This window comes from Paenibacillus sp. FSL R10-2736 (assembly GCF_038000245.1).
GTDB classification, from domain to species: domain Bacteria; phylum Bacillota; class Bacilli; order Paenibacillales; family Paenibacillaceae; genus Paenibacillus_AQ; species Paenibacillus_AQ phytohabitans.
The window spans coordinates 3,002,580-3,018,695 of the sequence record NZ_JBBOBN010000001.1 but is presented as its reverse complement, the minus strand read 5'-3'; the positions used below and the strand labels follow the sequence as shown (position 1 = coordinate 3,018,695).

The 16,116-nt window shown below is 52.4% G+C and carries 12 protein-coding genes; 3 read left to right on the top strand and 9 right to left on the bottom strand.

The features are described from left to right. Nucleotides 1–29: 29 nt before the first annotated feature. The 8 genes from NSQ73_RS13000 to mutS form a co-directional block, all read right to left on the bottom strand. Nucleotides 30–686 (bottom strand): YdcF family protein, encoded by a 657-nt coding sequence (locus tag NSQ73_RS13000; protein WP_340986743.1) that lies wholly within the window; start codon nt 684–686, stop codon nt 30–32. A 2-nt stretch (nt 687–688) separates the two neighbouring features. Then, on the bottom strand, nt 689–1,243 hold the full coding sequence (locus tag NSQ73_RS12995; RefSeq protein WP_039299253.1) for a DUF402 domain-containing protein: 555 nt from the start codon (nt 1,241–1,243) through the stop codon (nt 689–691). Nucleotides 1,244–1,421: 178 nt separating this feature from the next. Next, complete coding sequence (locus NSQ73_RS12990) at nt 1,422–4,085, bottom strand: PBP1A family penicillin-binding protein (RefSeq protein WP_340986741.1); 2,664 nt, start codon at nt 4,083–4,085, stop codon at nt 1,422–1,424. A 139-nt stretch (nt 4,086–4,224) separates the two neighbouring features. Then, complete coding sequence (gene hfq / locus NSQ73_RS12985; protein ID WP_039299258.1) at nt 4,225–4,464, bottom strand: RNA chaperone Hfq; 240 nt, start codon at nt 4,462–4,464, stop codon at nt 4,225–4,227. A 588-nt stretch (nt 4,465–5,052) separates the two neighbouring features. Further along, the gene (miaA, locus tag NSQ73_RS12980) at nt 5,053–6,009 is read right to left on the bottom strand and encodes a tRNA (adenosine(37)-N6)-dimethylallyltransferase MiaA (RefSeq protein ID WP_340986739.1); all 957 of its coding nucleotides are present in this window, start codon (nt 6,007–6,009) and stop codon (nt 5,053–5,055) included. Then, on the bottom strand, nt 5,993–6,778 hold the full coding sequence (locus tag NSQ73_RS12975; protein ID WP_340986738.1) for a class I SAM-dependent methyltransferase: 786 nt from the start codon (nt 6,776–6,778) through the stop codon (nt 5,993–5,995). The genes miaA and NSQ73_RS12975 overlap by 17 nt, the downstream gene beginning before the upstream one ends. A gap of 42 nt (nt 6,779–6,820) precedes the next feature. Further along, nucleotides 6,821–8,950: a DNA mismatch repair endonuclease MutL gene (gene mutL / locus NSQ73_RS12970; protein WP_340986737.1), complete on the bottom strand. Its 2,130-nt coding sequence runs from the start codon at nt 8,948–8,950 to the stop codon at nt 6,821–6,823. A 103-nt stretch (nt 8,951–9,053) separates the two neighbouring features. After that, a complete protein-coding gene (gene mutS, locus NSQ73_RS12965; RefSeq protein WP_340986736.1) occupies nt 9,054–11,795 on the bottom strand; it encodes a DNA mismatch repair protein MutS in 2,742 nt (913 codons plus the stop codon). Nucleotides 11,796–12,062: 267 nt separating this feature from the next. Between mutS and NSQ73_RS12960 the strand changes: the two genes are divergently transcribed. Beyond that, entirely contained in the window at nt 12,063–12,860 is a 798-nt protein-coding gene (locus NSQ73_RS12960; RefSeq protein WP_340986735.1) for a GNAT family N-acetyltransferase, read from the top strand. 193 nt (nt 12,861–13,053) lie between these two features. On the opposite strand, the gene NSQ73_RS12955 is transcribed toward NSQ73_RS12960, so the two are convergent. Further along, the gene (locus tag NSQ73_RS12955; RefSeq protein ID WP_340986734.1) at nt 13,054–14,460 is read right to left on the bottom strand and encodes a transposase; all 1,407 of its coding nucleotides are present in this window, start codon (nt 14,458–14,460) and stop codon (nt 13,054–13,056) included. Between the two features lie 437 nt (nt 14,461–14,897). Between NSQ73_RS12955 and NSQ73_RS12950 the strand changes: the two genes are divergently transcribed. After that, entirely contained in the window at nt 14,898–15,686 is a 789-nt protein-coding gene (locus NSQ73_RS12950) for a transposase (protein ID WP_340985386.1), read from the top strand. After that, nucleotides 15,683–16,084 carry a transposase gene (locus NSQ73_RS12945; RefSeq protein WP_340986733.1) on the top strand — a complete coding sequence of 134 codons (402 nt, stop codon included), beginning with the start codon at nt 15,683–15,685 and terminating at the stop codon, nt 16,082–16,084. The genes NSQ73_RS12950 and NSQ73_RS12945 overlap by 4 nt, the downstream gene beginning before the upstream one ends. Nucleotides 16,085–16,116 lie beyond the last annotated feature (32 nt).

Below are 16,116 nucleotides of genomic sequence, written 5' to 3'. Positions count from 1 at the left end.
GTTATTAGCAGTTTCCGAAATTAGCAGATTTATAAAGATAACTGCTGCATTTTCCATTTGGTATAGGCGAGAATTTCGCGTGTCTTGTACTTGAACATCGACATGACCTTAGACTCCGTAACCCCAAGCTCCGGGTTCGTGAACTTAAGCTCACGTGCAATCTCCAGCGCACGGCGGCCATGGAAATCATGCGTAATGATAACCGCAGAAGACAAGCCCTCCTGCTGCATGACAGCCTTACTGAACAGAAGATTCTCATAGGTGCTGGTAGACTGATTCTCCAGGTAGATTACATCCTCCGGCACATCATGTGCCGCCAGATACCTCTTCATTCCTTCGGCTTCAGTATACTTGTAATCGGGGTGATCCAGACCTCCGGAAACCACAAAATGGGTGAATGCTCCTGAACGATAGAGCTCAAGCGCATAATCCAGCCGCTCCTTCAGACCCGGACTGGGTTCATCCCCCCACATCGACATGCCCAGAATTACACCTGCATCCGCTTTCACCATAGGCGCGGTTGTTTCTGCACCATTAATTCTGCTTAGTGCCACAGCGCACCAGATCAGTCCGGCAACGATGAGCAGAATCAGTGCTGTCCAAAACAAGCGCTTCATACGGTAGTGGCGCTTCCGGGTGACTCTGCGAATGGGAGAGGATCCTCTTTGATAGACATACCATTCCATTATTATTTCCTCCTGAACTCTCCGTGATGAAACAATTCGGCACGGTGCTTCAGTGAAAGGGAGAAATAAGGGAAGGCATGAGCATCGATACTGCGCAGTATCGTATTCGCTGTAGACCAGGCTAAATTATAGTCACTGTCTGTTATATCGTCCCGTTCCAGCGCTTCCTCCAGCTCATCCTCATCCAGCAAGAACACTTCACCGTTCCACAGCACCACAACATCCAGGTACAAATCATCAAACCAGGGAACCCCTTGGTCTGTTACTCCCTGAACCTTGCAGGTGTCGATATACCATTGTACAATATTCTGCCGTTCGTCAAACATGGCCGTCACAATATAGTGGCTGTCTTTGGGAAAATACTGCAGCCATGAATACCCTTTGTCCGCAATGCGGTATGTATGCCTGCCATAGCTCTTCCACAGCGGCTCCTTCAACCCGTAAATGGTATACAGAGTAATGTAACCGCTGAATTCCCGGGTTTCCACATAGCGGCAGGCAAAATGGCGGCGCGTAATCCGGCGCCAGTTGGCCCGGTCTCCGAATTTACGTTTCATATGAATAACCCTCTCAGATAATGGTGCCTTCAGCTTAACACATTTCGCTTAGACACTCAAAATATCACTGTGATCCCAGTCACCAGAAAACCCCGGCAGCCGGGAATTCTGCAACATGCAGAGCTCCCCGGGCTGCCGGGGTTAAATGGTTCCATGGATTTTATTAAACCGCTGCTACCTACTGCGTAGTATTAACGCCTTCTACAAAACCGGCATTCGGATCGCTGCCCGTATCTGTAGCGGGATCCGTTACAGGTTCGCCAGTAGTCGCGGTTGCTTCCGGAGCCGGCGTAGGCAACGGTGTGCTTTGCACTGGAGTCGGTGTTATTTCAGGCGGAGGTGTTACTGTTCCGCCGTTATTGCCGCTGCCTCCATTGCCGTTACCATTGCCATTGCCATTACCGTTACCATTGCCGTTACCATTGCCGTTACCATTGCCGTTACCATTGCCATTACCGTTCCCGTTGTTGCCGGAGCCGTCATCACCCGGAATACCGCCGTTTCCGGAGTTGCCGCCGTTGCCAGTGTCATCCGTAGGCAGGTTCGGATCGAGTGTCGGTTCAGGTTCCGGCGTTTGCAGTTCATCCTGCACGGATACCGTTACGATATCCGAAGGCTCACTTTCCACATCAAGCTCCGGATAATAAGCTGTTACATAATATTCATAAGACAGTCCCGGCATCGCACTTATATCCCCGACACTGCCAGTGCTCGTGTTAAGGAGCTGAGTAAAATCTGCTTCTGAGGTTTCCCGGCGGTATATGCGGTAGTCCACCCCTGCAGCTTCAACCGGATTCCAGCTCAGGTTGACCGTCATGGTCGAGGCATCATAAGCCGCCTGCAGACCGGTTACAACCGGAGTCGCCTCAGGTGTCGGTGTGGCTTCAACCTCTGCCGAGCCTTTGGGAACCGGGAACGATTTGGCAGGAACGCCTTCCAGCGCTTCCTCCATGACCTTGCCCCAGAATGCTGCCGCGAGCGGACTGCTGTTCTTGAGCAGATGTTTCTTGCTCGGCTTGTCATAGCCCATCCAGACGGCGGCTGTCCATTCCGGTGTATAACCGACGAACCAGACATCGCGGTTAGAGCTGATTCCTTCGTAGCCGCTCTGGGTGGTTCCTGTCTTACCGGCTACCGGACGGTTAATTCTGGCTTTTTTACCCGTGCCATCCTGTACGACCTTCTGCATCATCTCAGTCATCTGATAAGCCGTGTCCTCGCTCATCACCCGTTCTGCGGTGGTATTGGCCTTATAGACCGTCTTGTCATCGCTGTCGGCAATCGACTTAATGGAGTAGGCATCCCGCAGCTCTCCGCCATTGGCAAATGCGCTGTAGGCCTGGGCCATCTCCAGTGTATTAGTCCCTTCACTCATTCCGCCGAGGGCAAGCGACAAGTTCTTGTCTTCATCCTTCAGATTGATGCCAAGCTTCTTGGCGAACTGGAAGCCGGTGTTCACACCGATCTCATTCAGCAGCCATACCGCCGGAATATTCTCTGATTTTGTCAAGGCATCCGCCATGCTGATCGTTGTCGAATAGCCATGCAGATTGTTCGGGCAATATTTGCCGAAGCACTGCTTCTCATTGCTCAGCCTCGAATCATTCGTGAATTTGCCGGATTCCAGCGCCGGTGCGTAGGCAACCAGCGGTTTGAACGCTGAACCCGGAGAACGCCGGCTGCCGTCAACGCGGCTGTAGCCTTTTTTCTCATAATTGCGTCCGCCCATCAGCGCCACAATACTGCCGTTCTCCTGGTTGATGATCGTCATCGAACCCTGCACCAGCTCATCGTCCACGCTTTTCTCGAAATTATCACTGTCGGCAAAAGCATCCTCAATGGTCTCCTGGGCATGCTTATCCATCGTTGTATAAATCTTGTAACCGCCAATATTCAGATCATCTTCCGTTAGACCGAATTTATCCTCAGCCTCGTCGATAGCATAATCAATGAATGCCTGGTAACGCTGCTTGCTGCTCTCAGGCGGCGTATAGTTATAGTCAACAGCCTTAGCCTCATCCATCTGTTCCTTCGTGATCGCCTTCTGATCATACATAAGCTGCAGCACAACCGCGCGGCGTTCCTTGGACAGCTCCGGATTACGCAGCGGATTATAGCGGGAAGGCCCCTTCGGCATGGCAGCCAGTGTAGCGATTTGCCACAGCTCCAGCTCGTTCAAATTACTCTCACCGAAATAACGGATAGAGGCGGCCTTGATGCCGTAAATGGTTCCCCCGAAAGGTATCCGGTTCAAATACATCGTAATAATTTCTTCTTTGGTATGCTTATTCTCCAGCGCAACAGCAATCGAAACCTCTGTCGCTTTGCGGAAGAAGGTCTTATCCCGGGTCAGGAAGATATTCTTCGCGAGCTGCTGGGTGATGGTGCTTCCGCCTTCAACCATGCTGCGTGCCGCAATATCCTTCACCGCCGCCCGTCCGATGGACCAGATATCTACACCTTTGTGATCGAAAAACCTTTTATCCTCGGTAGCTACAAAAGCGGTGATCAGCATCTTGGGAAGATCCTCGTATTCCACCGGATCACTTTTCTCCAGGGCGAGCTCTCCGATCAGATTCGCATTCCGGTCAAAAATCTGCGTCGGCGGATTCACCGTCAATTTACCCTGGTTCTCCTCCAGCAGCTTCTGCCCGTTCAGCATAATGAACAAATAGCCGCCCAGCGCACAAAAAATCGCCAGTGCCGTTGCAAAAAACAAACTCCACAATACACGTTTCTTGGTTAGAAATTTTTTCTTTTTCTTTGGTTTCCCTTTGGAATTCGGCGTGCTGCTACCTCTGTTTCTATTGCCGCCATTCCTGGTTAGTTGGTCTCTGGACATGTTGCCTCCTGACTCCCTTAGCGGAAAAATCATGAATTATGGTCACGAATGAAAAGAACAACCTTCGCAGGTTGCTCTCTCGCACTCTCTATTCAAACGATTGATAAACAAAAAGGTTTCGCTTCAAGGCTGTAAAATCTTAAATCTCGTTATTATTGTCCTGCATCAGCGATACGCTGCGCTGTGGTGTAAACGTGGAAATCGCATGCTTGTACACCATCTGCTGGCGCCCGTCGCTGTCGATGACAATCGTAAAGTTGTCGAAGGCTTTGATAATTCCCCGGATTTGGAAACCGTTGGTCAAATATACTGTAGCAGGGATATTCTCTTTGCGCAGCTGGTTCAAGAACGTATCTTGGATGTTAATGGACTTGTTCATATGACGTACCCCCAATGGTTCAATTAGATTGTTCGTAAGTATATTCAACACCTTAGAGAAACTTTCCTGCTATTATACCATGTATTCTGCAAGCACAGCAATGTAATAAAACAGGCTGATATATGGTATGTAAAACGTTAACACATGGATGAAATCAGCTCATTTATAAAACCCTTTGAAAGTTAATAAAAGATAAACCCTGATTTTTCAGTTGTTTTTTCTCCCAATCCCCTTTAGTTGAAATGGTTATATTTATGGTTCCCTCCACTACATATTAAATCTTCGGAGCCCTTCCGGTCAATCTCAATAGCTCCAGCATCGGCTGCGGCCCCGCTTCAACAGGTTTATCCGGCACAACAATATCCTCTAATTCAGCAGTGGCGCGTGGAGCCTCCGCATAGTCACTCTGGGCAGCTGCTCTGTTCACGCTTTTAACATTTGGGTCCCCCGGTTATCAGTACATTCGGCAAAAAGAGGCATGAAGCGGGATGTAAAAAGATGCTTCCGGTAAAGCGCGAATACGCTTTGGAAGCATCCTACAATGTTCGTGCAGCAACGAATGGATTCAATGGAGTATAACCTCAAGGGTTATATTGAATTTGCAAAGGTTTGCGCAATTTTATGCTGAATTATTGCGAAAATCTCATTATAGTCCGGACTCTCCTCCACATCGATCCATTGAATTTCTTTCATGTGGCGAAACCAGGATAACTGTCTTTTGGCAAAACGGCGGGTATCGCGCTTCAGCAGCACCACAGCTTCCTCAAGCGTTGACTCTCCCTCCAGATAGGCGGCGATCTCTTTGTAGCCCAGTCCCTGCATAGATACAAGGCTTCTGCTGTAGCCGCGCTCAAGCAGTCCCTGAACTTCAGCGACAAGTCCTTCCGCCAGCATCTGATCAATCCGTTCTTCAATACGTTTATATAGTTTTTTACGGTCCATAGTCAGCCCTATGAGGCATAACTCATAAGGGGACTCCTTCTTTTGCCCTGAAAGAGAGTCGGACAGCGGAATGTTAGTCTGATGATAGATTTCCAGCGCGCGGATAATTCTTCTCCGGTCATTGGGATGCAGCCGTTCCGCACTGGCCGGATCTACCGCCGCCAGCCGGGCATGCAGCGCTTCCGCCCCATGCTCCTCAGCGTAAGCATCCTGCTCGCTGCGGAATGCCTCATCCGCCACCGCCTCAGAGAAGCGGAATCCGTAGCACAGGGACTCAATATACAGTCCCGTCCCGCCAACAATAAAAGGCAGCCTGCCCCTGCTGCTGATCTCTTCGATGAGCCGGGTACCCTGCTCCTGAAATTCTGCGGTGGAATAGGCATCAAGCGGATCATGAATATCAATCAGATGATGGGGAATCCCCTTCATCTCAGCTTCGGTGATCTTCGCCGTGCCGATATCCATACCACGGTAGACCTGCATGGAATCCCCTGATATGATCTCGGCACCGAAAGCCCCGGCCAGCTCCAGGCTCAGCCTGGTCTTCCCTACGGCGGTCGGACCGAGCAGCACGAGTACCTTGCGTTTAGTCTCCGTTGTCAATGGTGATCACCCCGTACGATGTTTTGGCGCTTGCTCTCAGCAGCTCCGTGAAGCCCAGGCGGGCAAACTCCCCGCTCAGCGCCTTCTCTTTCAGCACAACGGTCTTGCGTGCAACCCTGACCGCCTCAGCCACACTCTCCGCCGACAATGCGGCGGGATTAGCGAACTTACGCAGCGGGGAGATCGCCGCCGAATCCGTCAGCGGTACCCGGAACATGGGGTCGAAATAAACAATATCGACACTGTTGTCCGGCTGAGCCTTCAAATACTCCAGATGGTCACCCCGCTGGACATTGATGCGTCGCAGGGCTTCATTCACCTTAATCTGGCCTGAAACATATTGGCTCATCCCTTCCAGCAGCAGCGCATACAGCGGCAGGGAGCTCTCCAGCGCCGTAACCCGGGAATGCTCACCTCCGGTGACGGCAAACAGCAGCGAGTCTCCCCCGAGACCTGCCGTACAATCCAGCACACTGTCGCCGGGCAGCATGCCCGCTGCATCAATCAGGGGGTCTGATTCGCCTCTAATGATCCGTTTCGCACGGACAAACCCCATGCTGGGATGGAATTCCATAGGCGGCATCTCCGGCGTAATCAGCCGGACCGCCTCCTGCAGAACAACCAGAACCTGTTCGTCCCCATATTGATCCACAAGCTTCGCCATGGATAACTTGGCACGGGGCGCATAGAGACAGCCGGTGCGCTCAGCCAGAGTCCTGGCCCGGTCTACAATTTCCGGTATCGGGTTAAAGCCCGTGGTTATAATCATGTTGCCTCCGATCTTGCACTCTTCAAATGTACAGTACTGCCACTACATCACGCGCTTAAACAGCTTCTCCAGATCATAGGAAGAAAAGGAGACGACTATCGGCCGTCCATGCGGGCAGGTATAAGGCTGGCGGCAGGCCGCTAGCCGGGAGAGCAGCGATTCCACTTCCAGCTCTGTGAGCTTCTGGTTAGCCTTGATCGAGGCTTTGCAGGAGCAGAGAATAGAGGATTTCTCGCGCAGCTTGGCGAGGTCAATGGACCGTTCGCTTAGCACCCACTCCGCCATCTCCTCGATGACCGCCTTCTCGTCACCTTCCGGGAACCAGTACGGCAAGGAACGGACCAGGAAAGTCTGTCCGCCGAAATGCTCAAGAAATACTCCCGCCTGCTGGAACCAGTGCAGCCGTTCGCTGAGCTGTCTGCTCTCCGAAGGCGTGAATTCCAGCGTGATTGGCAGCAGCAGCTCCTGCGATGCGTCTTCCGGCTTGCCGAATTTCTCATAGTAGAATTCATAATTCACCCGTTCATGCGCAGCGTGCTGATCGATCAGATACAGCCCGCTGTCATTCTGGGCGATAATATACGTTCCGTGATGCTGGCCGATATAATTCAGCTCGGGAAATTGCGGGAGTCCTGTGTCTTCGCTTCCGGCAGGAGCAACCGCAGGGGCGTATAACTCCTCTGCGGTTGGCATTTGTCCCCGGTCAGCCGCAGCTGCCTGCGGGCGGTAGCTGTCGCGCGGACGGGATGACGGCTGCGCTGCGGTCCCGTTCCGGTAAGGTGCAGGCGGCATGGAACCGCCGCCGTAAGCTGCAGCCGTCTCCCTGGTCTGAGACTGCGGCGTCAGAGAATTGCCGCCGCTTGGATAACGCTGCGGAGCCCCGGCAGCGGCCCCACCGCCGAACAGCGGAGCACTGCTGCCGGTTAGCGGGGCTGCGCCGCCGGGAAACGGAGCAGCACTGTTCCCTCCCTGGCGCGGCTGGCTGCTGCCTCCCTGCAGAGCATCAGCAGCAGGCATCCCTTGGCCGGGACCGCGGCCAGCGGAAGCATCTGCAGGGTTAGCTGGCTCAGCACCTTGCTGCGGAGCTCCCGGAACCGCCCCTTTGGAAAAGGCGAACTGCTCCTGAATGAAGGAGCTGCTATTCTTGCCCCCGATAAGTTCCTTGGTTGGACGTGGTATCAGGCTCTGTCCCATAAGCAGGCTGCGGATCTGCTGCTCCACGAATGCATACAGCTCGGTCTCCTTGCTGAAACGGACCTCCAGCTTAGCCGGATGCACGTTGACATCGACCAGTGACGGATGCATGTCGAGCTGCAGCACCAGCAGCGGATAACGGTTAATCGGCAGCAGCGTATGATATGCACGCATGATCGCGGCATTCAGTCCGTTGCTGCGGATATAGCGTCCGCCGACAATCGTCGTTACGGCATTACGGTTCGAACGCGTCCATTCCGGACGGCTGATATAACCGGAGATCTTATAATCCGGGTCCTCAGCCGCGACCGGCAGCATCGCCTTGGCGGCGGAGGTGCCGTACACGGCGGCAATAACCTGCAGCAGATCGCCGTTGCCCAGCGTATGCAGCAGCTGATTGCTGTTATGCTGCAAGGTGAATGAGATATCCGGATGTGCCAAGGCCATACGGTACATCGCATCCGAAATATGGCCCAGCTCCGTCTGGATGCTCTTCATATACTTCAGCCGTGCCGGGGTATTATAGAACAATTCCCGTACGGTGAGATCACTTCCCCGGCCGGAAGGCGCATCCTCACTCAGGATCAGCTTCCCGCCCTCAATCTCCAGCAGCCGTCCCTTCCCGTCATCACCGCTGGCAGTCAGCAGGGTTAGCTTCGATACCGCCGCGATACTCGGCAGCGCCTCCCCCCGGAACCCGAGGCTGGTGATCAGGAACAGATCACGGCCGTTGGCGATTTTGCTCGTTGCATGGCGGTAAAAGGCCGTCTCGCAATCCTCCGGCTCTATGCCGGAGCCATTATCCTTGACGCGGATGCTCTGCAGTCCGCCCTCTTCCACAGAGACTTCGATACGTGTGCTTCCCGCATCAATCGCGTTCTCCACAAGCTCTTTCACTACAGATGCAGGACGCTCCACTACCTCTCCGGCAGCAATCTGGTTGGCAATATGCTCGTCCAGCACATGAATCTTGGCCATATTCGTTCACCCCGCAATTTATAAATAATGTAGCTGCAAACTCATATTGATGTCTGAATAAGCCCGGTAAAATCTTAGCCCACTCGCTTATATACTCTCAGGCTTATAGCTCCCTGGCCTTCATCTTCAGTTCATTAAGCAGACCCATCGCCTGCAGCGGTGTCATATTCATCAGATCCGCACCCTGTACAGCTGAGATCAGCTCTTTCAGGAGCGGATTTTCTTTGGCTGCCGGTGCTGCGACCCCGCCTTTGCGGTTCTTGCGGGGCTCGTCCTCACCAAATATAGAGAGCTGTACAACCTCATTGTCCTCTTCCTCCGCAGGGGAAGCAAGTGAAACAGCTGCTTCCTGCTGAGCCGCAGCCATGGAAGTCACAGCCCGGTTCTCCTGAATCACAGGTCCGGAACGGTCATTATAGTCCGTACCGTAGTTCAGCGGCACGCTGCCCGGTGGAGATGCCTGTTCGATGCTCTGAAGCAGGCCGTACGCGCGGTCGATGATGCCTTCCGGCAGTCCGGCCAGTCTCGCACAGTAAATCCCGTAGCTGCTGTCCGCCGCTCCCGGCACAAGCTTACGCAGGAAGTTGACCTTGTCCCCGCTCTCCTGCACCGCCATGGAATAGTTGCGGAGTCCGCTCAGACTCTGTTCCAGGTGAGCCAGCTCATGGAAATGCGTCGATACCAGCGCCTTGCAGGCGATAGTATCATGCACGTATTCAATCACCGCCTGGGCGATCGCCATACCTTCACTGGTCGAGGTCCCCCGGCCCAGCTCGTCAATGATGATCAGGCTGCGGGCCGTAGCCTTTTCGGTCATGACCTGGATATCGGCCATCTCCACCATGAAGGTACTCTGGCCGCCGATCAGGTCATCCGCTGCTCCGATCCGCGTGAAGATGCGGTCAATCAGCGGAACCTCGGCACTGGATGCCGGCACGAAGCAGCCGATCTGGGCCATGATGCAGATTAGTGCAACCTGGCGCATGTACGTGCTTTTGCCTGCCATATTCGGTCCGGTAATCAGCAGGATATTGCCCTCATCCTTGCTGAGCGTGCTGCCGTTCGCAATAAACGCGGAATCCTTCAGCACTGCCTCAACCACCGGATGGCGCCCGCCTTCAAGCCGCAGGTCATAGCTGTCGGACAGCTTAGGCTTCACGAAACGGTGCTCTGCACTAACCGCCGCGAGACATTGATACACATCAATCTCGGCCACCTTCTCGGCAAGCGCCTGCAGCCGGGGAACCTGGGCGCTAATCCGCTCGCGCAGCTCGGTGAACAGGCTGTACTCCAGGTCTGTCATTTTGTCCTGGGCTTCCAGGATCAGTGCTTCCTTCTCCTTCAGCTCCGGGGTAACATAACGCTCGGCATTGGCCAGCGTCTGTTTCCGTTCATATCTGCCTTCCGGAAGTGCAGACAGATTGGAACGGGTAATTTCAATATAATAGCCGAAGATTTTGTTATAGCCGATCTTCAGGGATTTGATGCCCGTCGCCTGGCGTTCCTTCGCTTCCAGCTCGGCAATCCAGCGTTTGCCGCTGCTGCTGGCTTCACGCAGCTCGTCCAGCCGCTCATGATATCCGCCGCGGATAATTCCGCCGTCACGGACAGACACAGGAGCATCCTCAACAATGGCACGTTCGATATCCTCCCGGAGCTCTGCGCACTCATCCATGGACGTGCCGATCTCCCGCAGAGTGGCCGAACCAGATGTCAGGCACATCTCCTTTAGCGCCGGAATCTGCGCCAGCGACAGCTTCAGGGCGTTCATATCCCGACCGTTGGCGCTGCCGAAGGCAATACGTCCGACTAGCCGCTCCAGATCATAGATTTCTTTCAGTGCTCCGCGCAAATCCTCGCGGACGATAAACTGGTTATACAGATAGTCAACAGCTTCGAGGCGGCGTTCAATCGGTGCACGCTGCAGCAGCGGCTTGTCGATCCGGCGGCGCAGCAGACGCCCGCCCATCGAGGTTTCGGTGCGGTCGAGTAGCCAGAGCAGCGAGCCTTTTTTGGAGCGCTCCCTTACGGTTTCGGTCAGCTCCAGATTGCGCCGGGTGAACGGATCAAGAATCATATAATTTCCGGGCTCGTAGGGAGAAATCTGGGTTAGCTGCCCAAGTGACCGGCGCTGGGTCTCGCTGAAATAGGAGATCAGCAGTGCCAGACAACGGCCGCGTTCCTTCTCCAGCCGTACCCATGCCGCTTCGCCGAACTGGCGGCGGGCCAGTCCTTCCTCCTGCTTGTCCCACGGTGTATAAACTACTGGCTTAGCCAGCAGGGAGGCTTCACTGCGCAGCAGCTCCAGGAGCGCCGCGTCCCCGATAATCTCTGCCGGCTCATAGATGCCGATCTCATCCCGCAGCCATTCGGTGCTGGAGAGTACAGAGGTGACATACAGCTCACCTGTTGTTAAATCGCAGGCAGCCAGTGCCGTCATGCCATCTTCCTCAGTCACACAGACGAGGTAATTGTTGCTTTTGTCCGTTATAATTTTGCCGTCCATCACGGTGCCCGGTGTAACCACACGGACGATATCGCGGCGGACCATCCCTTTGGTCACCGCAGGATCATCGAGCTGCTCGCAGATAGCGACCTTGTAGCCTTTCTCGATCAGGCGCTGTATGTACCCCTCGGCAGCATGATGCGGGACTCCGCACATTGGAATCTTTTCGCCGACCCCGCCATCACGGCCTGTTAGTGTAATCTCAAGCTCCTTCGAGGCCAGCAAGGCATCCTCAAAGAACATTTCATAGAAATCGCCCAGACGAAAGAAAAGGAAAGCGTCTTTTGCCCCTTCCTTCACTTTTAAATACTGCTGAATCATCGGCGTATAGTTTGCCATCGTCTACCTCCATGCCTACTTCATACTGTTCTCTATTATAGCAGAAACTTCCCTCTCAAAGTTACCCGCAGCCTCTTCCGGTCTCCTGCTAAAACCTGGTGTACAGATTTTCCGGCCGGCTGGCAGCAGCTTTTCTCGCTGTAATACAGCGTTTTTCCTTTGGCGTTAAGCCAATTAGAACGAATTTATATTTTCAAGCCCATAATATTCTATAATATGATCTATGAAAACGATTGTACATTCTATCTTATGTAAGGAGGAAAAATCGTGATAAGAAAACTGAATGAAGCTGACCGCATCCCGCTGATGGCGCTGTTGCACAAAGACCCTGCACTCAATTTGTTTATCATCGGGGATGTGGAGAATTTCGGGTTTGAACAGGATTTCATGGAGCTGTGGGGCGAGATGGATGAACCGGACGGCCGGTTCAAAGCGGTGATGCTGCGGTTCTATGGAAGTTTTTTGCCCTATGCAGAGGGTCCTTTTGACGTGGAAGGATTCGCGGAGCTGGTAAGAAAGAGCGGGAAGGCCGAAATGCTCTCGGGTTCATCACAGGTAATTGAGAAATTCCGCCAGGTGCTGGACTGTAAATCCGAGAAGCAGATGTTCTTCGCCGAGCTTAAGGAAATGAATGAACAAATTCGTGCTGCGGCTGCTGCCCCGGGCGGTTTCCGGAGTGCGACAATCCATGATGTGGAGGCGGTATGTTCCCTTACGGATCTGATCGAAGAATTCTCAGGCAGTTCGGCAGACTCGCGTCAAACGCTGCACAAAGCACTGGAGAGCAAGACCGGACGCACCTATTTCGCGGAAAAAGAGGGTAAAGTTGTTGCAACGGCTTCCACTGCGGCGGAAAACTCCATGTCGGCGATGATCATTGCTGTAGCGACCCATCCGGAATACAGGGGACAAGGGTTAGCCACGCAGGTGGTCGCCCGTCTAAGCGCCGATGTACTGGAAGAAGGCAAGTCACTGTGTCTTTTCTATAACAATCCGCAAGCGGGATTAATCTACAAAAAGCTCGGGTTCACTGACATCGGGACATGGTCCATGCTATACATATAGGAATTTGGAGCCCTGTCCTTGTGGAAGCGTGGGGCCTGCTTTAGAGGGAACAATAACGAAAATTGATGTAGTAGAGGCTGTAAAAACCGTGATCCGCTAACTTGCTATATAATCCTGCACATAAGAGTCAATTTCATAATTCAGTTGGCTGAATAGCAAGACTTGGCCAAAATCCAAGGTCGTTTTTTAAAAATCAGGCCACTTGCTGGGAGTTTCTCAACTGCTGGTTCAACTTGTCTAACGCAAATTTACTCAGATTGTAAGCTAGCGTACTGAGCTGGAAATCGACACTTGCCCGGACGCCGCGGTGACGTGTGCGTTTCATTCCAAAATACTCTTTGAGATAGGCAAAAACACGCTCCACTGCCGTACGCTTTTTGTAAAGCTCTGTAAAGCTTTCGCTCCCTCTTGCGGGATAGGTATGCTTACGTAAATCCGTTTGTATGCGGATTTTAAATACCTTTTGACAGCCGGAACCGGAAAGCGGACAGCCTTTGCACTCGCTCGGCCGGGTATACTTCAGCGTTTCGTACTTGGCATCAAAACTGTCGTAACGGTAGGCGTGCCCTTGTGAGCATACCGGAGTGTAATCCAGGTTCATTCCCTCGGGCGGATCTTTGTGGTGAATCATGGGAATCGCCGGATAGGCGCCTAACGAATGAATCAGCTGGTAGATGGCCGCGCAGTCGTATCCTTTGTCGCCCAAAATATGCTTTACCTTCAGCATAGGAAACTTCAGGAGCAGGCCTTTGAGAAGGATGACGGCCATGCGCTGGTCATTCGGATTCGCTGAGCTCCAGAGGCCACTCAGGATATACTGGCAGTCCGTATCGACGAGCAAATTCGCCTTGAACCCGTAGTAACTGGTCATTCGGCCCTTCGTATTTTTCTTGTCACAACGCGCGGCATGCCGGGGCAACGCAGCCAACAGTTCGTCATACGTGTAGGGCAACATCGCTTCAATGGTTTTCTGAAACGGTCCAAGACTTTGTTCATAGGCTTCCAGTTCTTGACGTCGGCGTTCCTTTTCAGCATTAGACGGCCGTCCACGCTTCGTGTACACGGGTTTCTTTGGCGGCTCGTTCTCAGCCTTAGGCTCAGGCTCGGGAAGTTCGAACTGAAGTTGCTCGGCTCCTGGAGCCTCGCTTGGCTTTTGCCCCCGGCGAGCCGCACGGCGCTTGGAGGCCGATTCGCTAAATTGGCAATCCCAAGCCTCGACCATGGAGGAATCCACGGCAATATGTGTGCCGGTCACAAAGCCTTCTTCTAGGGCAGACGTCACCAAGGTATCCTGAAGTTTTTCAAGCATCCCCGTTTGCTCCAGCGCATGAATCAAACGGGAATACGAGGCTTGGCTTGGAATATTGTCGGAGCCACTAAACCGGCACTGTACTCGAAATTCGTTGCTATGGGTCAGTCGGCGGGTCAATGCAGAGACAAACTCAATGTTCTCCATTTTTGCGATAAGCAGCGAGTAGATCATGGCAGGTACGTTTAGTTTTTCCGGCCGTCCGCGATGGTTCTTTTTCCCCAGTGCCAACAAGACCGGTGCCAGATTTAAGTGTTCAAAGATTTGACTATATTTATCTTCTGGGTGCATCAGGAGCAATTCCTCAAAGGAAAACAGCTCTTCTTGTCGAATAGAATAGATAGGGATTACCTCTTTTCATTCTCGGGTGTTGGTTTCGTCACCTATATCTTCGAGAATTTGGGGAGGTACTCCTTTTTCTATGCTCAAAAAAACCGCTCCCAGCAAGGGTTTGGAATTATGAAATTGTCTCCATAATACAACATTCTCCTCATCCTACCGGCCCAAACCCAATAATGTTGTATAAAAAGCAGGATTTCTCCTTTTCCAAGCGGATTAGCGGGATTATTCTTGTATTTTATACAACAATCTTCACAAACACCCGGCTGCCCATGAATCAAAGTTGTAGAACGTATAGGCGTGTTGATTTCCCAAAAAAAGGGACGAAAAAGGCCGCCATTTCGGGTAATGGTAAGTACGACCAAACCAAACCGAAATGAGGCGACCTCATGAATAAATATACCCCATTTTTAGCCGTTTTCAAACAAGTATTAACACCGGAAGAAGTCCAAATGGTGACTGGACAAACCAAGGACTACGTAGATAGTGGAACCAAAATGACCGTCGGGTTGCTACTCGATTACTTTGTCCAAGCCTGCTACCACAAATGGGACGGCTTCCGGCAAAGTGCCCGCTTAGGCCCAAACTTTGACTTGCCTGAGATTCATTACTCCACCCTTTCCGGCAAGGCCGGTGAAGTCCCTTACGAAATCTTCAAACGTATCTTTCAACTGCTCGTCAAGAAATGTAACCGACAAACCCGGCGGCATCTGAATCTTCCTAAAGATCTTCTGCTGATTGACTCGACGACGGTCACGGCGGCGAATTCCCGAATGCCTTGGGCCTCGTACAAAAAATTTAGAGGGGGCATTAAGCTGCATGTCGCTCTTTCGCAAGGTCAGCGTTTACCCGTGAACGTGGAGGAATCGATTGCGAAGCGCAATGACGCTCCGTTTGGAGAAGTTTTGGCAGATACGGACTACATTTTGGTACAGGATCGGGCGTATGGAAAAATTAGCAGATTGGATCAATATGTGCTCCAGGGCCAGTCGTTTGTGATTCGACTCAAAGACAATCTCCATTTGGTGAAGCCGAGAAACCTCCAGCGACCCGCAGAGGGAGAAACGAAAATTGTTCGTGATATGACTTGTTATATCGGTCAAGGGAAGTGCCAATCCGCTCAGCGCCACCGGGTCGTAGAATTTGAAAATGACCGGGGGAAGTCGTACGGGTCGTGACCGATTTGAGAAAAGAGTCCGCTCATGTAATCGCCGAAATCTACAAGGCACGCTGGGAAATTGAAGTCTTTTTCCGCTGGATTAAACAGCATCTGAACGTGCCATGTCTATTTGGAACCACCGAAAATGCAGTATACAGCCAATTGTTTGTGGCCCTTGCTGTCTATGTGCTTCTGAGACGCGTTTATGATGAAATCCACTCCAACGTGCCTGCCTTTGCTCAACTGACCCTTTGGGAATTTATGCAGCATTGGCGTATATTTAGTCTTCCGCTGGAGTGGCAGGTTCAACTGAGCTACTCAGGAACAAGAGCATTTTGGGAATTATATTCATTCCATAATATGGGGAATCAACACGCCTGTAGAACGTACAACATTTATGTCTACATCGCTTACTGAGTTGTCTCCATTCTGCCGGTAAAGAATTGTTT